At 50.6% G+C, this 362-nt stretch carries 1 protein-coding gene; it reads left to right on the plus strand.

The features are described from left to right. A partial coding sequence (locus AC0QHF_RS29245; RefSeq protein ID WP_324707805.1) for a CHAT domain-containing protein occupies positions 1–362 on the plus strand: 362 nt, incomplete at both ends.

The raw sequence follows: 362 nt of genomic DNA on the forward strand, positions 1-362 counted from the left end.
TTTTCTCTGATTGACGAAGGGGGAAATTGGCAAAACGGCTATTTGCGGTTGAACGATATTTTCAACTTGAATTTGCCGGCCGAATTGGTGGTGTTGAGCGCCTGTCAGACAGCTTTGGGGCGGGATTTGAAAGGGGAAGGAATGGTGGGGATTACCCGGGGTTTCATGTACGCCGGTTCGCCGAGGTTGGTGGCTTCTCTGTGGTTCGTAGACGATCTGGGAACGTCGGTTTTGATGTCGAAGTTTTACCAAAAGATACTGTCCGAAAATTTGTCGCCCGTCGAGGCGATGCGATCGGCGCAGTTGGAAATGTTGGCGAGTTCGGAGTACAATTCCCCCTATTATTGGGCGGGATTTACCTT

This window comes from Lyngbya sp. CCY1209 (assembly GCF_055795065.1).